This window comes from Billgrantia desiderata, assembly GCF_900108215.1.
Classification (GTDB): Bacteria; Pseudomonadota; Gammaproteobacteria; order Pseudomonadales; family Halomonadaceae; genus Halomonas; species Halomonas desiderata.
In genome coordinates, this window is record NZ_FNVC01000028.1 from 23,338 (window position 1) to 45,829 (window position 22,492).

Consider the following 22,492-nt stretch of genomic DNA (forward strand, 5'->3'; position numbering starts at 1 on the left):
TCCATGGACATGCAGGAAACAGGCTAGTCGCAGATGCGCCCCAGCGCCAAAGCGATGGACTCAAGCCAGGTTGTCGAGGATGCGCAGGCAGGGCTCCGCCTGGTTGAGGGTATAGAAGTGCAGACCGGGTGCACCGCCGTCGAGCAGGCGCTGACAAAGCCGCGACACCACCTCGGTGCCGAAGGCCGCGATGGCCTCGCTGTCGTCACCGTAGGCCTCGAGCTGCTTGCGGATCCAGCGTGGAATCTCGGCACCGCAGGCATCGGAGAAACGGGCCAGCTTGGTGTAATTGGTGATCGGCATGATGCCGGGTACGATCGGCGCCTCGACGCCGAGGGCCTGGGCGCGCTCGACGAAGTGGAAGTAAGCCTCGGCGGTGAAGAAGTATTGGGTGATGGCGAGATTGGCCCCGGCCTTCACCTTGCGCGCGAAGTTCTCCAGGTCGCGCTCGAAGCTCGGCGCCTGCGGGTGGGATTCCGGATAGGCCGCCACGGCGATCTCGAAGTGATCGCCGGTCTCCTCACGGATGAACTCCACCAGCTCGTTGGCGTAGCGCAGCTCGCCGATGCCGCCCATGCCCGAGGGCAGATCGCCACGCAGCGCCACCAGGCTGTCGATGCCCTCCTCGCGGTACTGCGCGAGCAGGTCGCGCAATTGAGCCTTCTCGCTGCCGATGCAGGAGAGGTGCGGCGCGGTGGTGATGCCGGACTCGCGCACGCTTCTCACGGTACTGAGCGTGCGTCCCTGGGTCGAACCGCCGGCGCCATAGGTGACCGAGAAGAAACGCGGGCCCCGCTCGGCCAGGGCGTCGCGCACCCCTATCAGCTTCTCGCGTCCCGCCTCGGTGTTGGGAGGAAAGAACTCGAAACTGATGCCTAGCGGATATGAGCTGCTCATGAAAATCTCTCTGGTTTGCCGGGAGCGATGCGAATCCCTGCATTCTGCCGTCCGGCCGGACGCCTGACCAATGAAAAGTTTCACGCTGCTACATGAGCTTTCGTCATATAGAACCGGACGATTAGAACCGTTCGGTCTGATTGACTCACGTGGCAGGCGGGCCTCGGCTGCAAAAGCTCAAACTTCGCTAACAAATCTTCGCCCATGCCACGTTGACCCAGGCTCACGCGACAACGACGCTGAGTAGAGAGAAAGGCGACCGGCCCGGTACGGACACCGGGTTACCCATTCGATGAGGAGAACCCCATGACACAGGAACTGATCACCGGCACCGCCGTCTTCGACGACGAGGGCAAGCAGGTCGGCAAGGTGGCGGATACCAGTGACGTGGACAAGGTCGGCATCATCACCGAGACGGGCAGCCGCTTCTGGGTGCCTACGGCAATGCTCACCCATCGCGACCAGCGCTGGATGCTGGAGCCTGGTTATACCGAGATATCGCCGGCCGAGGCAAAAACGCAGCAGGCGGAGCGCGAACTGGACGAGGCCAACGCCGAGACCTTTCCGGCCAGCGACCCGCCCTCCTTCACCATGGGTGACGAGGGCAAGGGCGGCTGAGTCGGGGCCAGAATGCATGGCCAGAATGCATGGAGAGCAGAGCAGGAGATTTGACATGGAGAAATCACGTCAAAACCGGGAAGGTGGGCAAAGCACGCAGATGGACGAGACAAGGGGCGAGTCGTTGCGCGAGGGGGCTCGGCGGCTGACCGAGCGCGACGCTCCCGACGCCCACGATCCCAACGCCAACCCCAGCGACGGTGCCGGCCGCAAGGGCGGGCGCTCGCCCGACCAGGCCGAGGTCTACCGTCCGGATGCCAACGTCGACGACCAGAAGCACAGCGCCAGGAAGCCCGGGATCGATACGCGGCGTGAGACGACCCCGGTAGGCGGCGCTCAGGTGGCGTCTGACAAGACCTCGCACAAGGAGAACATCGACGACCAGGCCGAGCGGGCCAGATCGAGCCGCCGCAACGGCTGATTTCGCTACCGCTGAGCGGGGCGATCATACATGGCTGACAGCCGTCCCGCCGCCAGGCATCATATCGCCTTTCGGCGATGGAATGGCGCGCGATGATCGACCCCGGAGCCCTGCTCGGCCCCCTCTGGACCCTTCTGGCCTTCGTCGGCCTCGGCTGGCTGGCGGCACGGCGGCTGGCCATCGATCCACGCCCCATCGCCACGCTGCTGATCTACCTGATTGCCCCGGTCACCTTCTTTCGCGGCCTGCTGCTGGGCGGCCCCACGCCCCACTATCTGCTGCTGACCCTGGCGCTGTTCCTGCTGGCAAGCTTGGTCGCCGCCGTCATCAATCCGCTGGCCAAGCGTTTCCTCTCGCCGCAGGAGAGCGCCCTGCTCGCCTTCTCCTCCGGCACCGGCAATACCGGCTACTTCGGCCTGCCCATCGCCATGATCCTGCTGCCGCCGGAAGGGGTAACGCTGTACCTGTTCTGTATCCTCGGCGTGACGCTCTACGAGTTCACGGTGGGCTTCTACCTCAGCGCCCGTGGCCAGTTCTCGGTGCGTCAGAGCCTGATCAAGATCGTACGCCTGCCCCTGATCTACGCCTTTCTCGCTGCGCTGCTGGTAAGCGGGCTCGGCTTGACGCTGCCGACCACGCTGATGGACAGCCTGGCCGTGTTTCCCTCCACCTACACCCTGCTCGGCATGATGATCATCGGCATGACCCTGGGGCGGGTTGCGATTCGCGAGATCGATCTGCGTTTCATGGCCGGCTGCGTGGCCATCCGCTACCTGCTGTGGCCCTGGCTAATGCTGGCGGTGGTGCTGCTGCTGCAGATGCTGATGACGCTGCCCGACGAGCTCGCCCTGGCGCTATTGCTGCTCGGCGTGGTGCCGATGGCGGCCAACGTAGTGGTGGTCGCCATGGAGCTCGGCATCAAGCCGGAAAAGGGCGCCCTGGCGGTGCTGGCCACCACGCTGGCCGCCCCGCTGCTGATCCCGCTCTACTTGCCGCTACTGATGCGCCTGGCCGGCCTGTAGAACGATTGGCCTTGAAGCCCGGCCCGGTAGAGCTAGCCTGAAGCAAGACACCTTCTGGAAGGAGGCCATCATGCATCGTCATGCATATTGGGCGCTCGCCATCGTCATGCTGCTGTTCCTCGCCCCCGCCCAGGCCCACCACGGCTGGGTCGGCGGCGAGACCATCGAGATCGAAGGCACCATCACCCAGGTGCGGCTGGGCAACCCCCACGGTGAAGTGCAGCTCGACGTGGACGGTGAAACCTGGACGGTCGAGGTCGGCCAGCCCTGGCGCAACGAACGCGCCGGGTTGGAAGAGGGCGACCTCGCCGAAGGCGTGGAGCTGCGCGTCTCGGGCGAACATGCCCGTGAACGAGTACTCAAGGCCGAGCAGCTGTGGATCGGCGACGAGCACTATGTGCTCTATCCCGGACGAATCTGACTCGGCGACGTGGAAGCCCTGCTGACATCGCTCGCCGATACCGCCCTGGCCGAATGGGTACGGCTCTCACGCTGGGGCTATGCGGCGATCAATGCCCTGCACGTGCTGGGCATCGCCTTGCTGATCGGCGCCATCGTCGCCCTCGACCTGCGTCTGCTGGGTTGGCGCAAGCGCTTGCCGCTGCATGAGCTGGGCCGGCTGCTGCAGCCGGTGGCGATCGCGGGGCTGCTGCTGGCAATGGTCACCGGGGTGCTGCTGTTTCTCGCCGACCCCAGCGGCTATGCCGCCATGCCGCTGTTCGTGCTCAAGCTGGCGCTGATCGCCCTGGCCATTGCCAATGCCCTGCTGCTCAACCTGGGGCCGGGGCTGGCACATGCCACGCCCCGACGGTTGCGCATGGCCGGCATTCTGTCGCTGCTGCTATGGCCGGCCGTGCTGTTGGCGGGCCGCATGCTCGCCTTCGTCGACGGCTGACGGTACGAGCTTCAGTGCGAAGCCATGGCGATGCACGCCTCGGCGCAGCGCCGGCAGGCCTCGGCACACTGCTGGCAGTGGTCGGCCTCGTGCTTGGCGCATTCGTCCGCACACGCCTTGCACACGTCGGCACACAGGCGGCAAAGCTGGTTGGCGTATTCGCTGTCCTGGGCCATGAAGGAAGCCGCCAGGCGGCAGATCTGCGCACACTGCATGTCCAGGCGGATGCACTCCGCCATCATCTTGACGTCGTCTTCCTGCAGGCAGGAAGTGGCGCAGCGATCGCAGTAGGCGGCACACACGTGGCAGGCTTCGATACATGACTTGTAGTGACCAAAATCCATCTCGTTCACTCCTCGGTCGTTGGCGGGCTCGTAGGCACCACACGCTGACGACGACAGCCCACGAGTACTGAGAAAACTAGCCCTCCCCGCCGCCCCCCACAAGCGGCCCTACATATCGTCACAGCTCGGACACAAGATTGCCGCCCGCGGGCGGCAATCGGACTTACATGACTTCACCCTCAATAGCGATAGGCGTCCGGCTTGTACGGCCCCGCCACCGGCACGCCGGTGTACTTGGCCTGCTGCTCGGTCATCTGCGTGAGCACCCCACCGAAGCCCTCGACCATGTAGCGGGCCACCTCCTCGTCGAGATGGCGCGGCAGCACGGTGACGGCCAGGCCGCCCTCTTTCTCGGCCGGCGGCAGGTCGGCAAAGCGCTGCTGATAGAGGTGGATCTGCGCCAGCACCTGGTTGGCGAAGGAGCCGTCCATCACCCGCGAGGGGTGCCCGGTGGCGTTGCCCAGGTTGACCAGGCGCCCCTCGGAGAGCAGCAGCAGGTAGTCGCTGCTGGCGGGGTCGAAATGGCCCGGCGTGCTGTCGCGATAGACCTTGTGCACCTGCGGCTTGACCTCCTCCCAGTGCCAGTGGCGGCGCATGTAGGCGGTATCGATCTCGTTGTCGAAATGGCCGATGTTGCACACCACCGCGCCGGGCTTGAGCGCCTCGAGCATGGCGGCGTCGCAGGCCTCGATGTTGCCGGTGGCGGTGACCACCAGATCGATGCGCGAGAGCAGCGCCCGATCCACGCTCTGCTTGCCGCGATTGATGCCGTCGACATAGGGCGAGACCACTTCGTAGCCATCCATGCACGCCTGCATGGCGCAGATCGGGTCGATCTCGGCGATCTTGACGATCATGCCCTCCTGGCGCAGCGAAGCCGCCGAGCCCTTGCCCACGTCGCCGTAGCCCACCACCAGCGCCTGCTTGCCCGCCAGCAGGTGGTCGAGGCCGCGCTTGATGGCGTCGTTGAGCGAGTGGCGACAGCCGTACTTGTTGTCGTTCTTCGACTTGGTCACGGCGTCGTTGACGTTGATCGCCGGCACCTTGAGCGTGCGGTCGCGCAGCATCTCCTGCAGGCGATGCACGCCGGTAGTGGTCTCCTCGGAGATGCCGTGGATGGCGTCGAGCAGCTCGGGGCGCTTGTCGTGCAGCAGCGCAGTGAGGTCGCCGCCGTCGTCGAGCACCATGTTGGGGGTCCAGCCGTCGGGCCCTTCCACGGTCTGCTCGATGCACCACCAGAACTCCTCTTCCGTCTCACCCTTCCAGGCGAACACCGGGATGCCGGCGGCGGCGATGGCGGCAGCAGCGTGATCCTGGGTCGAGAAGATGTTGCACGACGACCAGCGCACCGAAGCCCCCAGGTCGATCAGAGTCTCGATCAGTACTGCGGTCTGGATGGTCATGTGGATGCAGCCGGCGATGCGCGCCCCGGCCAGCGGCTGTTCATCGCGATACTTGGCGCGAATCTTCATCAGCGCCGGCATCTCGGTCTCGGCGATGCGGATCTCGCGCCGTCCCCAGTCGGCCAGGCTGATATCGGCAACCTTGAAGTCCTGCGCGGTTGCGGCGGAAACGGCGGGCTGGTTCATGCGTCACCTCTCTCGAGCGGAAAACGGTGCCCCTCACTATAGGCAGGGAACGCAGGCAGCGACAATCAACGCTCGCCTTCCCCTCGCTCATCGACACACTCGAACGGCACCGAAGGCGCCGCACGGAGCGGGGTGGCGATCCGCTGGAGCCAAGGCCAGCAAGAGCCCGTCACGGTGCCACCCCGGCAAGGATTAGAACTGCAGCCCCAGCGCAAAGCCGCCGAGCAGATAGCAGAACAGCGTGATCAACACGATCCCGATGATGTTGAGCACGACCCCGCCGCGCGCCATCTGGCCGATGCTGACCGCGCCGGTGCCGAACACGATGGCATTGGGTGGCGTGCCGACCGGCAGCATGAAGGCACAGGTCGCGGCGAAGGCCGCCGGGATCAGCAGCGTCATCGAGTCGGTGCCGATGCCTACCGCCACACCCCCGAGTACGGGAATGAAGGTCGCGGCCGTGGCCGTGTTGCTGGTCACTTCCGTGAGGAACAGCACGATGGTGGCCACGGCAGCCACCAGCAGCAGGATCGGCAGCACCCCAAGCCCGGTGATCTGCTGGCCGAACCAGCTGTCCAGGCCGGTACCTGCCACGGCGCCGGCAAGGCTCAGGCCACCGCCAAACAGCAGCAGCACCCCCCAGGGCAACCCGTCCTCGGCGTCCTTCCAGTTCAGCACCATCTCGTTGCGACCTCGCGCCGGCAGCACGAACAGCGCAATGCCGGCGGCAACGGCGATGGCGGTATCGTCGAGATTGCCCAGCGGCCCCAGCCACTGGCCCACCCCCGGGATGTTGCCGAGCACACCGGGCACGACCCACAGGAACGCGGCCGAACCGAACACCAGCAGTACCATCTTCTCGCCCTGGGTGAGCGAGCCGAGCTTGCGGGCCTCTCCTTCGATCATCTCCTGTCCGCCGGGAATCTCCTCGACCTTGAACGGGTAAAGCACCCGGGTCATCAGTACCCAGCCCACCAGGATGAAGGTGAAGGCCAGCGGCACGCCGAGCAGCATCCAGTCGAGAAAGCCGATGTTGCGGCCCAGCTCGTCGGCGGCGTAGCCGGCGACGATGGCGTTGGGCGGGCTGCCGAGCAGGGTGCCGAGGCCACCCATGCTGGCCGACCAGGCGATGGCCAGCAGCAGGCAGAGGCCGAAGCGCTTGATGTTCTCGTCGGCGATGAAGTCGACGTGGCCGGCCCGGTGATGGTCGTGGTCGGCGGTGACCGTCTCGGTGGATTCACCGCTGCGCTCCGCCACCAGGGCCAGCACGGAGAGCCCGATCGGCAGCATCATCAGGGTCGTCGCGGTGTTCGACACCCACATCGACAGGAACCCCGTGGCCAGCATCATGCCGAGCACGATCCGGTGCGGCGAGACCCCGACCCGGGCCAGGGTCAAGAGTGCGATGCGCCGGTGCAGGTTCCACTTCTCCATGGCGATGGCGATCAGGAAGCCACCGAGGAACAGAAACACGATGGAGCTGGCATAGGGCGCCGTGGCCTGGGCGACGGTACGCTCCGTCAGCATCGGAATCAGCACGATCGGCAGCAGGGCCGTGGCCGAGAGCGGAATCGCCTCGGTCATCCACCACACCGCCATCAGGGTGCCGATCGTCGCCACCCAGCGCGCATCCGGCGACAGCCCCTCGGCCTGGCCCATGGCGAGCCAGACGATCAGTGCCATCAGCAACCCGAAGGCGCGCAGCCCCCAGATCAATCTGGCGGAGCGCCCGCCGGCCTCTTCGCCTCCCGGTGCCTCGCCCTGTGTCTGCTCGTGGGGTTGCTTGTCCATTTGTCCGATCTCTCCATTACTTGCTTTTACAGTCCTGTTCCAGCGAGCGACCGCTGCCGGGCCTGGTGGCTCCGACAGCAGCCGCCCGCCGGCGTTCGCCTATCGCTTCTTCTGCGGCGGCAGATCGGTACACACCCCCTCGAACAATTCAGCAGCCATGCCGACCGATTCACCCAGGGTCGGGTGAGGATGGATGGTCTTGCCGATGTCGACCGGGTCGCAGCCCATCTCGATGGCCAGGCACAGTTCACCGATCAGATCCCCCGCCTGGGTGCCGACGATGGCGCCGCCGATGATGCGATGGGTCTCCTCGTCGAAGATCAGTTTGGTGAAGCCTTCGTCACGGCCGTTGGCAATGGCCCGACCGGAGGCTGCCCAGGGGAAGACCGCCTTGCCGTACTTGATGCCTTCGGCCTTGCACTCGGCCTCGGTCTTGCCGGCCCAGGCGACCTCCGGATCGGTGTAGGCCACCGAGGGGATCTGCCGGGCATCGAAGAAGCTCTTGTGGCCGGCAGCGGCTTCCGCCGCGACATGCGCTTCGTGCACCGCCTTGTGGGCCAGCATCGGCTGACCGACGATGTCGCCGATGGCGAAGATGTGCCCGACGTTGGTGCGCATCTGTTTGTCGGTGGCGATGAAACCACGTTCGTCGACCGCCACGCCAGCGTTCTCGGCGCCGATCTTGTGGCCATTGGGGCTGCGGCCGACCGCTTGCAGGATCATGTCGTAGAGCTGCGGCTCGGCGGGGGCGCCCTCGCCCTCGAAGCTGACCTTGAGGCCGTTCTTCTGGGCCTTCACGGCGGTGGTCCGGGTGTTGAGCATCACCTTGTCGAAACGCGGCTGATTGACCTTCTCCCACACCTTGACCAGGTCGCGGTCGGCGCCGGCCATCAGCCCATCGAGCATCTCGACCACGTCGATGCGCGTACCCAGGGTGGAGTAGACCGTGGCCATCTCCAGGCCGATGATGCCGCCGCCGATGACCAGCATGCGCTTGGGAATGGTGGTCAGCTTCAGCGCCCCGGTGGAGTCGACCACACGAGGGTCGTCGGGAATGAAGGGCAGCTTCACCGACTGCGAACCGGCGGCGATGATGCACTTGCCGAACTTGATCACCTGCTTGGCGCCGGTCGGCTCCTGGCCGTCGCCGCCGGTGAGGGCGACTTCCAGGTGATGCGGGTCGAGGAAGGTCCCGACCCCGCGCACGACCTCCACCTTGCGCGCCTTGGCCATGCCGGCCAGGCCCCCGGTGAGCTTGTCGACCACCTTCTCCTTCCAGCCGCGCAGCTTGTCGAGATCGATCTTCGGCTTGCCGAAGGCGATGCCGTGATCGGCCATGGCATTGGCCGCATCGGTGACCGCCGCCACATGCAGCAGCGCCTTGGAGGGGATGCAGCCGACGTTCAGACACACCCCGCCGAGGGTGGCATAGCGCTCCACCAGCACGGTCTTCATCCCCAGATCGGCGGCCCGGAAGGCGGCCGAGTAGCCGCCCGGCCCGGCGCCGAGCACCAGCATCGCGCACTCGAGGTCGGCGCCGCCGGCATAGTTGGCCGCCTTCGGCGCGGGCGTGACGGGCGCCGGCTGGCCTGCTACCTGCGCGGGCGCGGCTGCGTGGGCCGAACCTTCCGCCTCCAGCATCAGGATCGGCGAGCCTTGCGAGACCTTGTCGCCCACCGTCACCAGCACCTCGGCGACCCTGCCCGCCTTGGGCGCCGGCACGTCCATGGCGGCCTTGTCGGACTCCAGGGTGATCAGCGAATCCTCGGCGCGGATCGTATCGCCGGGGCGCACCAGCACTTCGATCACCGGGACGTCACCGAAATCGCCGATGTCCGGCACCCGCACCTCTTCCAGCGCACCGCCGCCATAACCACCCCCGGCATCGCCGGGTGCCGGTGAACCGACGCCCCTCTCGTGGACCACCGGCTGCGGTTCGTGGTCCATCACCCGGGAGCCCGCCTCGGCCGGCTCCAGCATCAGGATGAGCGAACCCTCGGAGACCCTGTCGCCCTCCTTGACCCTGAGCGCTGCGACCGTACCCGACACCGGAGAGGGCACGTCCATGGAGGCCTTGTCGGTCTCCAGGGTGATCAGCGGGGTGTCGATGTCGATGGCATCGCCCGGCTTGACCAGCACCTCGATGATCTCGACGTCTTTGAAGTCGCCGATATCGGGCACCTTGACTTCGATTGCATTGGCCATGTCGTCGACTCCTCACATGATGATGCGCCGCATGTCGGCGAGCAGGTTGGCGAAATGGACGTTGAAGCGGGCCGCGGCGGCGCCGTCGATCACCCGGTGGTCCCAGGAGAGCGACAGCGGCAGCATGTAGCGCCACTCCGAGTGCTTGCCGTCCGGCGAAACCTGCTTCCAGAAGGAGCGACACACGCCCATGATGGCCACCTCGGGGGCATTGATGATGGGCGTGAAATAGAGCCCGCCGATGCCGCCGAGGGAGGAGATGGTGAAACAGCCGCCCTGCATCTGATCGGGCTTGAGCTTGCCGTCGCGGGCCAGCTTGGCCAGCGTCCCCATTTCCTGGGCGATTTCGACCACGCCCTTCTTGTCCGCGTCGCGGATCACCGGCACCACCAGGCCGTTAGGCGTGTCGGCGGCGAAGCCGATATGGTAGTAGCGCTTGAGGATCAGCTGGTCGCCGTCGAGCGAGGCATTGAACTCGGGGAACTGCTTCAAGGTCGCGACCGCGGCCTTGATCATGAACGCCAGCATGCTGACCCGTACGCCCGACTTCTCGTTGTCCTTGTTGAACTGCACCCGGAAGGCTTCCAGCTCGGTGATGTCAGCCTCGTCGTGGTTGGTGACGTGGGGAATCTGCACCCAGTTGCGATGCAGGTTGGCGCCGGAGATCTTCTTGATGCGCGACAGCGGCTGGGTCTCCACCGGGCCGAACTTGCTGAAGTCCACCTGGGGCCAGGGCAGCAGATCCAGACCGCCGCCGCCGGACGCGGCCGCTGCTGTGGATTGCGCCGCCGGGGCGCCGCCCTTGGCGAAGTTACGGATGTCCTCCTGGGTGACCCGCCCCTTGAGGCCGGTCGCCGGCACGCGGGTCAGGTCCACCTCCAGCTCGCGGGCCAGGCGGCGCGCAGAGGGGCTGGCGTGAACCCGGCTGAAATCCACCAGCGGCCCGCTCGGCGCTGCGCCAGCGGAAGCCGTCGGAGCCGCAGCCACAGCCGGAGCAGGGGCCGCCACCGGCGGCCCCTGCTGCCCTTCGCTGCCGCCGGGCGCCGCGGGCTTTTCATCCGCCCCGCCCGCGGCAGCCGCTTCGCTCTCCAGCAGCAGCACCAGGCTGCCCTCGGAGACCGTGTCGCCGAGCTTGACCTTGAGCTCCTTGACCGTGCCCGCCGCTGGCGCCGGCACGTCCATCGAAGCCTTGTCCGATTCCACGGTGATCAGCGGGTCCTCGACCTGGATCCGGTCGCCGGCCTGGACGTGGATTTCGATGATCGGGACATCGGTGTAATCGCCGATGTCCGGTACCTTGATCTCTTGAATGGCCACTTTTTGTTCTCCTTCAGCCCAGAGGGCGTCTACAAAAGGACTGCACTCGCCTTCGTTCGTCTGTTTTGAAAACGCCCTCTAGGCGTACAGGGGGTTGGGCTTTTCAGGGTCGATGCCGTACTTGGCGATGGCGTCGCGCACCTTGCCGCTCTTGAACTTGCCCTCGTCGACCAGAGCCTGTAGCGCGGCCAGGACGACGTAGTGCCGATCCACCTCGAAATGGCGGCGCAGGGCCTCGCGGCTGTCGGAACGACCGAAGCCGTCGGTACCCAGCACCTCGTAGCGCTGCGGCACGAAGGGCCGGATCTGTTCGGCGAACATGCGGATGTAGTCGGTCGAGGCGATCACCGGCCCTTCGGTGCCTTCCAGGCACTGCTCGACATAGCTCTTGCGCGGTGTCTCGCCGGGGTGCAGCCGGTTCCAGCGCTTGACCGCATGGCCGTCGCGGGCCAGCTCGTTGAAGCTCGGGCAGCTCCAGACGTCGGCCGCCACGCCCCAGTCGTCGCGCAGCAGCTCCGCCGCGGCAATCACCTCGTTGAGGATGCTGCCGCAGCCCAGCAGCTGCACCCGCGGCGCCTTGGCCTTGCCCTTGGCCTGGCTGAACCGGTACATGCCCTTGATGATGCCCTCTTCGGCACCTTCGGGCAGCGCCGGATGGCGGTAGTTCTCGTTCATGGTGGTGATGTAGTAGAAGACGTCCTGCTGCTCTTCGTACATGCGCTTGAGGCCGTCGCGCACGATCACCGCCACTTCGTAGTGGAAGGTCGGGTCATAGGCCATGCAGTTGGGGATGAACTGGGCGAACAGCTGACTGTGGCCGTCCTGGTGCTGCAGCCCTTCGCCGTTCAGGGTGGTGCGCCCCGAGGTCCCGCCGATCAGGAACCCTCGCGCCAGCATGTCGCCGGCCGCCCAGGCCAGGTCGCCAACGCGCTGGAAGCCGAACATGGAGTAGTAGATGTAGAACGGGATCATGGTGACCCCGTGATTGCTGTACGAGGTGGCGGCAGCGATCCACGACGACATGGCCCCGTCCTCGTTGATGCCCTCCTGCAGGATCTGGCCCTTCTGGTCCTCGCGGTAGGGCATGATCTCCTCGGCGTCCATGGGCACGTACTTCTGCCCTTCCGGCGCGTAGATGCCGATCTGCCGGAACATGCCCTCCATGCCGAAGGTGCGCGATTCGTCGGCGACGATCGGGGTCAGCCGCGGCCCCAGGGTCTTGTCCCGGGCCAGGGAGACCATGATGCGCACCATGGCCATGGTGGTGGACATGGTACGCTCGCCGGTGTCCGCCAGCACCTGCTTGAACATCTCCAGGGGCGGCGCTTCGAGTCGGTCGCCGTTGCGCTGACGCTGAGGCAGATAGCCCCCCAGCGCCTGACGCTGGGCGTGCAGGAACTGCATTTCGGCGCTCTCCGCCGGCGGCTTGATGAAGGCCGCCGCAGTGACCTGCTCGTCGCTGAAGGGCAGGTCGAAGCGTTTCTGGAAGTAGCGCAGGTTGTCCTCACCCAGCTTCTTCTTCTGGTGGGTGATGTTCTGCCCCTCACCGCCCTCGCCCATGCCGTAGCCCTTGACGGTCTTCATCAGCAGCACCGAGGGCTTGTCCTTGGTGTTGACCGCGGCGTGATAGGCGGCGTAGACCTTCTGCGGATCGTGGCCGCCGCGGATCAGCTTGTAGTAGATGTCGTCGTCCGACATGTGGGCGACCATCTCCTTGAGCTCCGGGTACTTGCCGAAGAAGTGCTCGCGGATGTAGCCGCCGCCCTTGACCTTGAAGTTCTGGTATTCGCCGTCGACGCACTCCTCCATGCGCTGGCGCAGCAGCCCCTTGGTGTCCTTGGCCAGCAGCTCGTCCCAGCCCGAGCCCCACAGGCACTTGATGACGTTCCAGCCCGCGCCGCGGAAGTTGCCCTCCAGCTCCTGGACGATCTTGCCGTTGCCCCGCACCGGACCGTCCAGGCGCTGCAGGTTGCAGTTGATCACGAAGATCAGGTTGTCCAGCTTCTCACGGCTGGCCAGGGCGATGGCCCCCTGGGACTGGGGCTCGTCCATCTCGCCGTCGCCGAGGAAGGCCCACACCTTGCGCCCCTCGGTATCGGCCAGCCCGCGGTTCTGGAGGTACTTCATGAAGCGGGCCTGATAGATGGCCATGATCGGCCCCAGCCCCATGGAGACGGTGGAGACCTGCCAGAAGTCCGGCATCAGATAGGGATGGGGATAGGAGGAGATACCCTTGCCGTCCACCTCCAGGCGGAAGTTCTCCAGTTGCTCCTCGGAGAGCCGCCCTTCCAGGAACGCCCGCGCATAGATACCCGGAGCGCAGTGCCCCTGCACGTAGATGATGTCGCCGCCGTGGCCGTTGCTGGGGGCCTGCCAGAAATGGTTGAAACCCACCTCGTACATCACTGCCGAAGACTGGTAGCTGGCGATATGCCCGCCGGGTTCGGCGGGTTTCTTGTTGGCGCGCACCACCATGGCCATGGCGTTCCAGCGCAGATAGGCGATCAGCCGCTGCAGCAGCGCCGCGTCGCCGGGCAGCTTGGCCTCCTTGTGGGGCGGGATGGTGTTCACATAGGGCGTGCGGGTGGTGTCCGGCGCCTCGGCGCCGGTGCGGTAGGCTTCTTCCACCGCCTTGTGCAGCAGATAGGTGGCCCGCTCGGGGCCCACCCGTTCCACCACCACATCGACGGCTTCCTGCCACTCCCGGGTTTCCTGGGGATCGAAGTCGTTGTAGTCATCGAAAGCCATGGGGCGTCTCCCTTGATCGTTGGCTCGGGCTTGTTGTTGTTGGCAATCGCTGTCAGCGATGGGTCTGCGCCTCGACCACGGCGAAAGCGCTCATGTTGGCGATGCCCCTTGCGGTCACCGTGCGGTTGAGCACATGCACCGGCTTGGCGGCCCCCAGCAGGATGGGCCCCACCGACACGCCGTTGCCCAGCACCTTCAGCGCGGTGAAGGCGATGTTCGCCGCGTCTAGGTTGGGCATGATCAGCAGGTTGGCCTCACCCTCGAGCAGCGAACCGGGCAGGATGCGTCCGCGTACGCCCATGGAGAGCGCCGAGTCGGCCTGCATCTCGCCATCCACCACCAGATCCGGGTCGCGTTCGCGGATCAGCGCCAGCGCGTCACGCATCTTCACGGCGCTGACGAAGTCTGAGCTGCCGAAGTTGGAGTGGGAGACCAGGGCGGCCCGGGGGGTGATGCCGAAACGGCGCACCTGCTCCGCGGCCAGCAGGGTGATCTCGGCGATCTGGCTGGCGTCGGGGTCGTAGTTGACGAAGGGATCGGCAATGAACAGCGTGGCCCGCTCGAGGATCAGCAGCTGCAGGGCGGCGGGCGTGCTGACGCCCTCGCGCAGGCCGATGACGTCCAGCACCAGATCCAGGTGTTCGTGGTAGGTGCCCACGGGGCCGGCGATCACGGCATCCACCTCGCCCCGGCGCAGCAGCAGCGAGGCCAGGATGGTGGAGCGGCTGCGCACGCGCTTTTCGGCGGCCTCGGGATGCACGCCTCGTCGCCCCATCAGTTGGTGGTACTCGCTGGCCAGGGTGGAGCAGTCAGGATAGTCCCGCGCGTCGATCAACTCGAAATCGACGCCGGCCCTCACCGGCAGGCCCAGCTCCTCGATGCGCGCCTCGATGATCTTACGGCGGCCGATCAGCACGGGCTTGGCATAGTGCTGGCTGACGCAGACCTCCATGGCACGCAGCACGCGCTCGTCTTCGCCTTCGGCGTAGAGCAGGCGCAGCGGGTTCTGCCGGGCCCGCTCGAACACCGGCTCCATCACGTTGCCGGAGCGGTATACCAGGCGCGACAGCGAACGGGCATAGGCCTCCAGGTCGGCGATGGGCCGGGTGGCTACACCGCTGTCCATGGCGGCCTTGGCCACTGCCGGCGGGATGGTGTCGATCAGACGCGGGTCGAAGGGTTTGGGCAGGATGTAGTCCGGGCCGAAGGTCAGCGCCTGGCCGCCATAGGCCACCGCCACCGTTTCCGGCACCGTGGTGGTCGCCATGTCGGCAATGGCCTTGACGGTGGCCAGCTTCATCTCCTCGTTGATCGTGGTGGCGCCGCAGTCCAGCGCGCCGCGGAAGATGAACGGGAAGCACAGCACGTTGTTGACCTGGTTGGGGTAGTCCGAGCGTCCGGTCGCGATCACCGCATCCGGGCGTATCGCCTTGGCCTCCTCCGGCATGATCTCGGGGATGGGGTTGGCCATGGCCAGGATCAGCGGACGGTCGGCCATGGTGGCCACCATCTCCGGCTTGAGCGCGCCCCCGGCCGAGAGACCGAAGAACACGTCAGCCCCCTCGATGGCATCGGCCAGGGTACGGGCCTCGGTGGCCGCCGCGTAACGCGCCTTGTAGGGATCCATGTCGTCGGTGCGCTCGGTGTGGACCACGCCGCTGCGGTCGCAGACCAGGATGTTCTCCCGACGCACCCCCAGGGAGACCGCCAGGTCCAGGCAGGCCAGGGCCGCAGAGCCCGCGCCGTTGCACACCAGACGGATGTCGCCGAGCTCCTTGCCCACCACCCGCAGGCCGTTGAGCAGAGCGGCCCCCGCCACGATGGCGGTACCGTGCTGGTCGTCGTGAAAGACCGGGATCTTCATCCGCTCGCGCAGCCGACGCTCGATCTCGAAGCACTCCGGCGCCTTGATGTCTTCCAGGTTGATGCCGCCGAAGGTCGCCTCCAGACCGGCGATGATCTCGATCAGCTTGTCCGGGTCGCGCTCCTCGATCTCGATGTCGAACACATCCACGTCGGCGAACTTCTTGAACAGCACGGCCTTGCCTTCCATCACCGGCTTGGAGGCCAGGGCGCCGATGGCGCCTAGCCCCAGTACCGCCGTGCCGTTACTGACCACGGCTACCAGGTTGCCGCGGGCGGTGTACTCGGCAGCCTGCAGAGGGTCGCGCTCTATCTCCTCACAGGCCGCTGCCACACCGGGAGAATAGGCCAAAGACAGATCCCGCTGGCTGGCCATCGGCTTGGTTGCCTGGATCGCCAGCTTGCCGGGGCGGGGAAACCGATGGTATTGCAAGGCGCTGTCGCGCAAATCGTCTGCCATGTGCTTCGCCTCTTCTCGCTTTCACTTTTCGCGGCGATAGAGGTGTCGATGATCGCGTTGCCGACCGCCTTCCCGAACTGGTGACAGGCCGGTTCCGCTGGCCACACCACAATTCCCTCTACGCCGCACTCAGCTCGTCATGCCTTGCCCACTTGTCATTGTAGGAGCCGCGCGTCTCATGGGGCGCAGTCTGCGTTCAGCAACCAATGCGCCTAAATAAGTGAAAGAAAAGGCTTTCAATCGCTTAGCGAATCAGCATGCGACCTTGGTCGCAACGACAGCAGCCCGGATTTGACTGAAAATGTGCACAACCGGCGAATTCGGCATACGAATTTCCGCACAGCAACGGAAGCGACTGCCTTGCCTACGAATTATTCTCGCGAAAGGGACCGGTAGCGGTAGCAGACGCTCCATATGTCGTGCGCATTTCCACACGGCCAGCTTGCGCCCGCCTCTTATGCTCGCGCCCCTTGTGCTCCCCACCATAGCAACAGGCCCCGCGGCGAAGCCGGCGGGGCCTGTCATTGCGTGCCTAGGGCGAGTGCTTACAAGCCGGCGGCCTGACGCAGCGCTGCGGCGCGGTCGGTGCGTTCCCAGGGGAAGGCGGTGAAGGTCTCGGTGTGCTCCTGGCCGTTGGTATCGGTCCAGTGGTAGCTGGTCTCGAAGGGCTCACGGCCGAAGTGGCCATAGGCCGCGGTGAGCTGGTACATCGGGTGCAGCAGGTCGAGCATGCGGGTAATGGCGAAGGGGCGCAGGTCGAAGTGCTCACGCACCAGCTCGATGATGCGCGCCTCGTCCACCTTGCCGGTACCGAAAGTGTTGATCGACACCGAGGTGGGCTCGGCCACGCCGATGGCGTAGGAGACCTGGATCTCGCAGCGGTCGGCGAGCCCGGCAGCGACGATGTTCTTGGCCACGTAGCGCCCGGCGTAGGCGGCGCTGCGGTCGACCTTGGAGGGGTCCTTGCCGGAGAAGGCACCGCCGCCGTGGCGCGCCATGCCGCCGTAGGTGTCGACGATGATCTTGCGCCCGGTGAGGCCGCAGTCGCCCACCGGGCCACCGATGACGAACTTGCCGGTGGGATTGATGTGGTACTTGGTCGACTCGGTCAGCCACTCTGCCGGGATCACCTCCTCGATGATCTCGCGCTTGACCATGTGCCGCAGCTCCTCCTGGTCGATCTCCGGCGCGTGCTGGGTCGACAGCACCACCGCCTCGACGCCGCAAGGCATGCCCGTGGCGTCGTAGCGGAAGGTGACCTGACTCTTGGCATCCGGGCGCAGCCACGGCAGCAGACCGTGCTTGCGCAGCTCGGCCTGACGCTCCACCAAGCGGTGGGCGTAGTGGATCGGCGCCGGCATGAAGGTGTCGGTCTCGTTGGTGGCGTAGCCGAACATCAGGCCCTGGTCTCCCGCCCCCTGGTCCTCCGGCTTGCTGCGATCGACGCCCTGGGCGATGTCCACGCTCTGCTTGCCGATCAGGTTGAGCACGCCGCAGGTCTCGCCGTCGAAGCCGACCTCCGAGGAGGTGTAGCCGATCTCGATGATCACCTTGCGCACCAGCTCTTCCAGGTCGACCCAAGCCGAGGTGGTGATCTCGCCGGCGACGATGGCCACGCCGGTCTTGACCAGCGTCTCGCAGGCCACCCGGGCATGCTTGTCGCGGGCGATGATGGCATCCAGCACCGCATCGGAGATCTGATCGGCGATCTTGTCCGGATGTCCCTCGGAGACGGATTCGGAGGTGAACAGGGAGTATTCGCTCATGCGTGTCGACCCTTCTATGTATCGGCAGGCTTTAGTATCGGCAAGCGCCAGCATCGGTAAGCGCAAGTATCGGCAAGGCGCGGCGGTGGCGTCGAAGCGGAGTGACGACACCGCATGCTGCATGATGCTTGGCTTCCTGCCTGGCGAGCATGCAGCGCTGTGAGCACCCGAGTTTACATGCTGCCACCCGGGCTGGCACCCGTCATTTGATGACCGGCGGCAAGTCGGCGACAATAGGCGGCCGAATTCGACCGCGCCGTGCCTTCCTGCGGCGCCCAGCCAGAACGCTATCGGCAGGCCCGGCAGGCCGCCGTTGACTTGCCCCATTCTGCCGCAGGCGAGGAGCTTACCCAAATGCCATCCCGTTTCGAACTGGCCAACGCCATTCGCGCCCTGTCCATGGATGCCGTCCAGAAGGCGAAATCCGGTCACCCCGGCGCGCCCATGGGCATGGCCGACATCGCCGAAGTGCTGTGGAACGACTACCTCAAGCACAACCCCGACGACCCGAAATGGCCCGACCGCGACCGCTTCGTGCTCTCCAACGGTCACGGCTCGATGCTGCTCTACTCGCTGCTGCACCTGACCGGCTACGACCTGGAGCTCGAGCAGCTGCGCAACTTCCGCCAGTTGCATTCCAAGACCGCCGGCCACCCCGAGTTCGGCTACGCCCCGGGCGTGGAAACCACTACCGGCCCGCTGGGGCAGGGCCTGGCCAATGCCGTGGGCATGGCGATCGCCGAGAAGACGCTGGCGGCGCAGTTCAACCGCCCCGGCCACACCATCGTCGACCACCAGACCTACTGCTTCGCCGGTGACGGCTGCATGATGGAAGGCATCTCCCACGAGGTGTGCTCGCTGGCCGGCACCCTGGGCCTGGGTAAGCTCACGGTGTTCTACGACGACAACGGCATTTCCATCGACGGCGAGGTCGAGGGCTGGTTCACCGACGACACCGCCAAGCGCTTCGAGGCCTACGGCTGGCACGTGGTACCCAACGTCGACGGTCACAATCCCGAAGAGATCAAGGCTGCCATCGAGCTGGCCCGCAGCCACGAGGAGAAGCCGAGCCTGATCATCTGCAAGACGGTGATCGGCTTCGGTGCCCCCAACAAGCAGGGCAAGGAGGAGTGCCACGGCGCTCCGCTGGGCGACGAGGAAGTGGCCGCCGCGCGCAAGCAGCTCGACTGGCCCCACGCGCCGTTCCACATTCCCGAGCCCGTCTACCAAGGCTGGGACGCCCGCGAGCGCGGCAAGTCGCAGCAGGACGACTGGCAGGCCCGCTTCGCCCGTTATCGTGACGAGCATCCCGAACTGGCCAAGGAGTTCAGCCGCCGCAACCAGTGCAAGCTGCCGACGGAGATCACCAGCGAAGCCTTCATCGAGAAGATGCAGCAGCAGGGCGAGACCATCGCCACGCGCAAGGCCTCGCTGCTGTGCCTCAACGAGCTCGGCCCGCAGCTGCCCGAGCTGCTCGGCGGCAGCGCCGACCTGGCGCCCTCCAACCTGACCTTCTGGAGCGGCGCCAAGCCCATCTCCCGCGAGAACCCGGGCGGCAACTACCTGCACTACGGCGTGCGCGAGTTCGGCATGGGCGCGATCATGAACGGCATCGTGCTCCACGGTGGCTTCATCCCCTATGGCGCCACCTTCCTGATCTTCATGGAGTACATGCGCAACTCGGTGCGCATGGCGGCACTGATGGGCAAGCGCGCCATCTACGTGTTCACCCACGACTCCATCGGCCTGGGCGAAGACGGTCCCACCCACCAGCCGATCGAGCAGCTGACCAACCTGCGCAGCACGCCCAACCTGTGCACCTGGCGCCCCTGCGACGCGGTGGAGACCGCCGCTGCCTGGGACGCCGCGATCAAGCGCAACTCTGGCCCCACCGCCCTGGTGCTGTCGCGTCAGAACCTGCCGCACCAGCAGCGCAGCAAGCAGCAGCTGGCCGAGATCCAGCGCGGCGCCTACGTACTCAAGGATTGCCAAGGCACCCCCGAGCTGATCCTGATCGCCACCGGCTCCGAGGTGGCGCTGGCCATGGAAGCCGCCACCGAGCTGGAGAGCCAGGGCCGCGCGGTGCGTGTGGTCTCGATGCCCTCGGCCTACCGCTTCGACGGTCAGGACGCCGAGTACCGCGAGAAGGTGCTGCCGCGCGCGGTGACCAAGCGCCTCGCCATCGAGGCCGGCCACGCCGACTACTGGTACAAGTACGTGGGCCTCGACGGCCGCGTGATCGGCATGACCACCTACGGCGAGTCCGCCCCGGCGGATGACCTGTTCAAGCACTTCGGCTTCACCAAGGAGAACGTGGTGAAGCAGGCCAAGGAGCTGCTGGGCTGACAGGCTCACCGCTAACGGCATGAAGGCGGCATGAAGATAGGGCACGACCTGACGGTCGTGCCCTTTACGTTGCCCGTTTGCCTGAGAGTGCTTGTCTGAGTGCTCAGGCCACCGTCACACTCTGGTCGAGATAGACGTCCTGAATGGCGTGGAGCAGCTCGACCCCCTCGCTCATGGGCTTCTGGAACGCCTTGCGTCCGGAGATCAGGCCCATGCCGCCGGCGCGCTTGTTGATCACCGCAGTGCGCACCGCCTCACCCAGATCGGAGTGGCCCTTGGAGCCGCCGCCGGAGTTGATCAGCCCGGCACGGCCCATGTAGCAGCAGGCCACCTGGTAGCGGGCCAGATCGATGGGATGTTCCGAGGTCAGCTCGCCGTAGACCTTGGCGTGGGTATGGCCGAAGCCGATGTCCTGATAGCCGCCGTTGGTCTCGGGCAGCTTCTGCTTGACGATGTCGGCCTTGAGGGTCGCCGCCAGATGGTTGGCCTGGCCGGTGAGATCGGCCGCCACGTGGTAGTCCTTGCCCTCGTGCTTGAAGGCAGGATTGCGCAGATAGGCCCATAGCACCGTGGCCATGCCGAGCTGGTGGGCGCGCTCGAAGGCCTCGCTGATCTCCATGATCTGGCGGCGGCTCTCGGGCGAACCGAAGTAGATGGTCGCCCCCACCGCCACGCAGCCCATGTCGTGGGCCTGCTCCACCTCGGCGAACAGGGTCTGGTCGTACATCGCCGGGTAGCTCAGCGTCTCGTTGTGGTTGAGCTTGAGCATCATCGGAATACGGTGGGCGTAGCGCCGCGCCACCGCCGAGAGCACACCCAGGGTGGAGGCCACGCCGTTGCAACCGCCCTCGATGGCGAGCTCGACGATGTTGGCCGGGTCGAAGTAGCGCGGATTGGGAGCGAACGAGGCGCCCGCCGAGTGCTCGATGCCCTGGTCCACCGGCAGCAGGCTGAGATAGCCGGTGCCGGCCAGGCGGCCATGGTCGAACATCGCCTGCAGGCTGCGCATCACCGCCGGGCTGCGGTCGCTGTCGGCCACGACGCGGCTGACGAAATCCGGCCCCGGCAGGTGCAGCTGTTCGCGGGGAAAACCACGGCAACGGTGATCGAGCAGGTATTCGGCGTCGTCACCCAGCAGTTGGGTAATGTCGGTCATGTCTTCCTCTCCATGGTGTCGTGAATCGCTATTCCCAGCGTAGTGAAAACCGTACCGAGCGTTGCCCCGGCTTGCAAACGGAAGCGCCCTTTCACAGGGAAAGGGCGCTTCGCATCAGGCGGCCTTTATCTCGATGCGCCGACTCCTGTGCCTCTCCTTCCTCGGCAGCCGCAGATGGAGCACGCCGTTTTCCAGGCGCGCCTCGATGGCGGCGGTATCGATCTCGTGACTGAGCGTGAAGCGCCGTTCATAACGCTGGGCCTGGGCTTCGGCATACGTTGCCGTCAGGCCCTCGGGCATGTCGATGCGAATCTCGCCCTCGATGCTGAGCAGATTGCCATCGACCTCCACGTTCAGCCCCTCGCGAGTGACCCCGGGCATGTCGGCTACAACGAACAGCGCATCGTTCTCCTCGTAGATATCCACCGGCGGCCGCATCGCCCGGCTACGCCGCTCGCGTGCCGGTACATTGGCCTGCGCCTCATGACGAGTGACTTCGTTCATGTTCATCACCTCCAACGCACTGACTTGACGCAATCGTGACATCGAAGCGACTCAAGCCGCCTGGATATCGATGCGACGCGGCTTGAGCTCCTCGCGCTTGGGCAGATGGATCTCGAACACACCGTCGTGGCAACGCGCCTCGGCACGCTCCACGTCGATACCTTCGGGCAGGCTGATGGCGCGTACGAATTCGCCATCGAAGCGCTCACGACGGAAGCAGGGGCGCTTGCGATCGCTCTCGTTCTCCCCCGGCAGGGCATCGCGCCGCCCACGCAGGGTCAGCACGTTATCCTGCACGCTGATGTCGAGATCGTCCTGGGCAAGGCCGGCGGCGAGCACGTACACGCGAACGGCATCGTCGGTGCGTCCGACGTTGATCATCGGGAAGCTGCCGCGCGGCACCGAGCGGATGTCCGCCGCGCCCTCCTGGAAGATCTCGTCGAGCCACGGGCGAAACCAGTCGAAGCCCGAGCCGATACCATTATCGAAACGCTTGAGATCTCCGAACATATCGAACACCTCCTACGCTTGGCAGGTCGTTGACAGGCAA

General features: G+C 65.9%; 18 protein-coding genes. 6 read left to right on the forward strand and 12 right to left on the reverse strand.

The window, feature by feature from the left end; all coding sequences use genetic code 11:
• Nucleotides 1-60 precede the first annotated feature (60 nt).
• The gene (metF, locus tag C4S71_RS19400) at nt 61-897 is read right to left on the reverse strand and encodes a methylenetetrahydrofolate reductase [NAD(P)H] (RefSeq protein WP_086511840.1); all 837 of its coding nucleotides are present in this window, start codon (nt 895-897) and stop codon (nt 61-63) included.
• Between the two features lie 306 nt (nt 898-1,203).
• Here metF and C4S71_RS19405 point away from each other — a divergent pair, with 306 nt between their 5' ends.
• The 5 genes from C4S71_RS19405 (at nt 1,204) to C4S71_RS19425 (ending at nt 3,853) form a co-directional block, all read left to right on the forward strand.
• Nucleotides 1,204-1,515 (forward strand): hypothetical protein, encoded by a 312-nt coding sequence (locus tag C4S71_RS19405; protein WP_086511841.1) that lies wholly within the window; start codon nt 1,204-1,206, stop codon nt 1,513-1,515.
• A gap of 55 nt (nt 1,516-1,570) precedes the next feature.
• Entirely contained in the window at nt 1,571-1,936 is a 366-nt protein-coding gene (locus tag C4S71_RS19410) for a hypothetical protein (protein ID WP_086511842.1), read from the forward strand.
• Between the two features lie 92 nt (nt 1,937-2,028).
• Entirely contained in the window at nt 2,029-2,958 is a 930-nt protein-coding gene (locus C4S71_RS19415; protein ID WP_086511843.1) for an AEC family transporter, read from the forward strand.
• A gap of 70 nt (nt 2,959-3,028) precedes the next feature.
• Nucleotides 3,029-3,379, forward strand: coding sequence for a DUF6152 family protein (locus C4S71_RS19420; protein ID WP_086511844.1), 351 nt, complete (start codon nt 3,029-3,031; stop codon nt 3,377-3,379).
• Between the two features lie 9 nt (nt 3,380-3,388).
• Nucleotides 3,389-3,853, forward strand: a complete 465-nt coding sequence (locus C4S71_RS19425) for a hypothetical protein (RefSeq protein ID WP_086511845.1) — start codon at nt 3,389-3,391, stop codon at nt 3,851-3,853.
• Nucleotides 3,854-3,864: 11 nt separating this feature from the next.
• Here C4S71_RS19425 and C4S71_RS19430 read toward each other — a convergent pair whose 3' ends face one another.
• The 8 genes from C4S71_RS19430 to metK form a co-directional block, all read right to left on the reverse strand.
• On the reverse strand, nt 3,865-4,197 hold the full coding sequence (locus C4S71_RS19430) for a four-helix bundle copper-binding protein (RefSeq protein ID WP_103970255.1): 333 nt from the start codon (nt 4,195-4,197) through the stop codon (nt 3,865-3,867).
• A gap of 179 nt (nt 4,198-4,376) precedes the next feature.
• Nucleotides 4,377-5,786, reverse strand: coding sequence for an adenosylhomocysteinase (ahcY, locus tag C4S71_RS19435; RefSeq protein WP_103970256.1), 1,410 nt, complete (start codon nt 5,784-5,786; stop codon nt 4,377-4,379).
• 192 nt (nt 5,787-5,978) lie between these two features.
• Nucleotides 5,979-7,577: an SLC13 family permease gene (locus C4S71_RS19440; RefSeq protein WP_086511848.1), complete on the reverse strand. Its 1,599-nt coding sequence runs from the start codon at nt 7,575-7,577 to the stop codon at nt 5,979-5,981.
• Between the two features lie 99 nt (nt 7,578-7,676).
• Nucleotides 7,677-9,782 carry a dihydrolipoyl dehydrogenase gene (gene lpdA, locus C4S71_RS19445; RefSeq protein WP_103970257.1) on the reverse strand — a complete coding sequence of 702 codons (2,106 nt, stop codon included), beginning with the start codon at nt 9,780-9,782 and terminating at the stop codon, nt 7,677-7,679.
• A gap of 12 nt (nt 9,783-9,794) precedes the next feature.
• The gene (gene aceF / locus C4S71_RS19450) at nt 9,795-11,099 is read right to left on the reverse strand and encodes a dihydrolipoyllysine-residue acetyltransferase (protein WP_103970258.1); all 1,305 of its coding nucleotides are present in this window, start codon (nt 11,097-11,099) and stop codon (nt 9,795-9,797) included.
• Between the two features lie 78 nt (nt 11,100-11,177).
• Entirely contained in the window at nt 11,178-13,847 is a 2,670-nt protein-coding gene (gene aceE / locus C4S71_RS19455) for a pyruvate dehydrogenase (acetyl-transferring), homodimeric type (protein WP_103970259.1), read from the reverse strand.
• 52 nt (nt 13,848-13,899) lie between these two features.
• Nucleotides 13,900-16,170: an NADP-dependent malic enzyme gene (locus C4S71_RS22995; RefSeq protein WP_103970260.1), complete on the reverse strand. Its 2,271-nt coding sequence runs from the start codon at nt 16,168-16,170 to the stop codon at nt 13,900-13,902.
• A 545-nt stretch (nt 16,171-16,715) separates the two neighbouring features.
• On the reverse strand, nt 16,716-17,936 hold the full coding sequence (gene metK / locus C4S71_RS19465) for a methionine adenosyltransferase (RefSeq protein WP_103970261.1): 1,221 nt from the start codon (nt 17,934-17,936) through the stop codon (nt 16,716-16,718).
• A gap of 354 nt (nt 17,937-18,290) precedes the next feature.
• Here metK and tkt point away from each other — a divergent pair, with 354 nt between their 5' ends.
• A complete protein-coding gene (tkt, locus tag C4S71_RS19470; RefSeq protein WP_086511854.1) occupies nt 18,291-20,282 on the forward strand; it encodes a transketolase in 1,992 nt (663 codons plus the stop codon).
• A gap of 103 nt (nt 20,283-20,385) precedes the next feature.
• Here tkt and C4S71_RS19475 read toward each other — a convergent pair whose 3' ends face one another.
• The 3 genes from C4S71_RS19475 to C4S71_RS19485 all read right to left on the reverse strand — a co-directional run bounded on the left by C4S71_RS19475 (nt 20,386) and on the right by C4S71_RS19485 (nt 22,452).
• Nucleotides 20,386-21,438, reverse strand: coding sequence for a class I fructose-bisphosphate aldolase (locus tag C4S71_RS19475; RefSeq protein WP_086511855.1), 1,053 nt, complete (start codon nt 21,436-21,438; stop codon nt 20,386-20,388).
• A 114-nt stretch (nt 21,439-21,552) separates the two neighbouring features.
• Nucleotides 21,553-21,942, reverse strand: coding sequence for an Hsp20/alpha crystallin family protein (locus C4S71_RS19480; protein ID WP_086511856.1), 390 nt, complete (start codon nt 21,940-21,942; stop codon nt 21,553-21,555).
• Between the two features lie 51 nt (nt 21,943-21,993).
• Nucleotides 21,994-22,452, reverse strand: a complete 459-nt coding sequence (locus C4S71_RS19485; RefSeq protein WP_086511857.1) for an Hsp20/alpha crystallin family protein — start codon at nt 22,450-22,452, stop codon at nt 21,994-21,996.
• Nucleotides 22,453-22,492: the final 40 nt, after the last annotated feature.